2 protein-coding genes and 1 pseudogene are annotated in these 1,617 nt (G+C 66.0%); all 3 read right to left on the reverse strand.

What is annotated here, in order from left to right; all coding sequences use genetic code 11:
* The coding region (locus tag LQV45_RS30935) for an HAD family phosphatase (RefSeq protein ID WP_230011116.1) at nucleotides 1-609 on the reverse strand (609 nt) is incomplete at its 3' end.
* A gap of 118 nt (nucleotides 610-727) precedes the next feature.
* Nucleotides 728-1,099 carry a substrate-binding domain-containing protein gene (locus tag LQV45_RS30940; protein ID WP_230011117.1) on the reverse strand — a complete coding sequence of 124 codons (372 nt, stop codon included), beginning with the start codon at nucleotides 1,097-1,099 and terminating at the stop codon, nucleotides 728-730.
* 274 nt (nucleotides 1,100-1,373) lie between these two features.
* Nucleotides 1,374-1,617 (reverse strand): annotated as a pseudogene (locus tag LQV45_RS30945) (phospholipase); the annotation flags it as partial.

The raw sequence follows: 1,617 nt of genomic DNA on the forward strand, positions 1-1,617 counted from the left end.
GTCCTCCACCACGACGCACTCCTGGCTTGGCAGGCCCAAGAGCCGTGCGGCGTATTCGTAGGTGGCCGGGCTGGGCTTGCCGGGCAGCCCCTCGGCGACGGCGACGACGCCGTCGACCACCACCGGGAAGTAGTCGGACAGGCCGGCAGCCTTCAGCACGGCAGGGGCGTTGCGGGAAGAGGAGACGACGGCGAGCTTGAGCCCGCGGGCCAGCGCGGCCTCAACCAGCCGGACGGAGCCCTCGTACGGCTGGACTCCGCCGGCCTCGACGATGTCGTTGAAGACCTTGTTCTTGCGGTTGCCGAGTCCGTGGACGGTGTCATGTGCGGGCTCGTCGTTCAGCGGGCCCTCGGGCAGCACGATCCCGCGGGAGGCCAGGAAGTCCCGGACGCCGTCAAACCGCGGCTTGCCGTCGATGTGGTCGAAATAGTCGCTCTCACGGTAGGGCTCAGCACCGGGGACCGACGCCAGGAAGCCGTCAAAGAGCTGCTTCCAGGCGTGCTCGTGCACCACGGCGGTGGGGGTCAGGACGCCGTCGAGGTCAAAAAGGATGGCGGTTGCACCGGAGAGCGCACCGGCGAGGCCGGAGGTGTCGGGAACTACAGTCATGAGTCGAGGTCCTTTCAGACGACGGGCAGGCAAGACGGTTTGGTCAAAGCGATGGTCTAAGGCAGGCAGTTCAGGGCTGCTCTGTTGGGGGCCGTTCCGGCGTCGGACACCGTCCGGATCAGCGTCGGCGCGTGCTGGTGCGCTCTACCAATTTGGTGTCCAGCAGATGGTTCGACGGCGGACTGGCAGGCGGCGTGGCAAGTCCTGAGCGATGAAGTCTTTCAATAAGCAGGTTGGCCGCGAACGCGCCCTGGCCGGCCAGTGGCTGGGCAATTATGGTCAGGCCCAGGAACCAACTCATCTGATGATCGTCTATTCCTATGATGGACACGTTTTCCGGCGCTGACAAACCGAGCTCCCGCATGGCCACGAGCGCACCGCAGGCTGTCTCGTCGCAACCGGCGAAGACCGCGGACGGCATCCCGGGGTTTTCCACAGGCTGCACCATGGCCAGCCGGCCGCCTTCGATGCTGGAGCCGGCGTCGAGCACGAGGTCCGGAGGAGACGGTGCAGATGGGGAGTCCGGGGAGCGCGGGGACGTGCTGGATACTCACGCGCGGGGTATTGGCCTGCGGCACGGGCTCAGCCCTTTCTTCCCCCCGAAGTAGTGGGCCCGGTGTTCATGGCCGAGGTCGATTGTAAGCGCTTACATATTTGGCATGCAAGTGGATGATCCGGAGTTTGGCAGCGGAGCGGGAACGGGCTGGCAGGCCTGCTTGGCCGTGGGTTGGCGGGGCCGGGCGGGCGTCCTGGTCAGCGCCCGGTCAGCGCAGGACGTAGTGCCGCAGGAACGCACTGACGTCCACGAGTTCGGCCAGCGAGATCGTGTGGCCCATGCCCGGATAGGTCCTGGCTGTGAGCTGGGTATTCCGGTTCAGCCACGCCTCGGTGTGCTCGGTAGCGGCGTCGTTGATGACGACGTCGCCCTTGTCCCGGCCCCAAAAGAACGGCGGCCGGGCGGTGAACGATTCACTCATCGCCAGCAGTTCGTTGTCCAGGACAAAACCC

This window comes from Microbacterium sp. Bi128 (assembly GCF_918698205.1).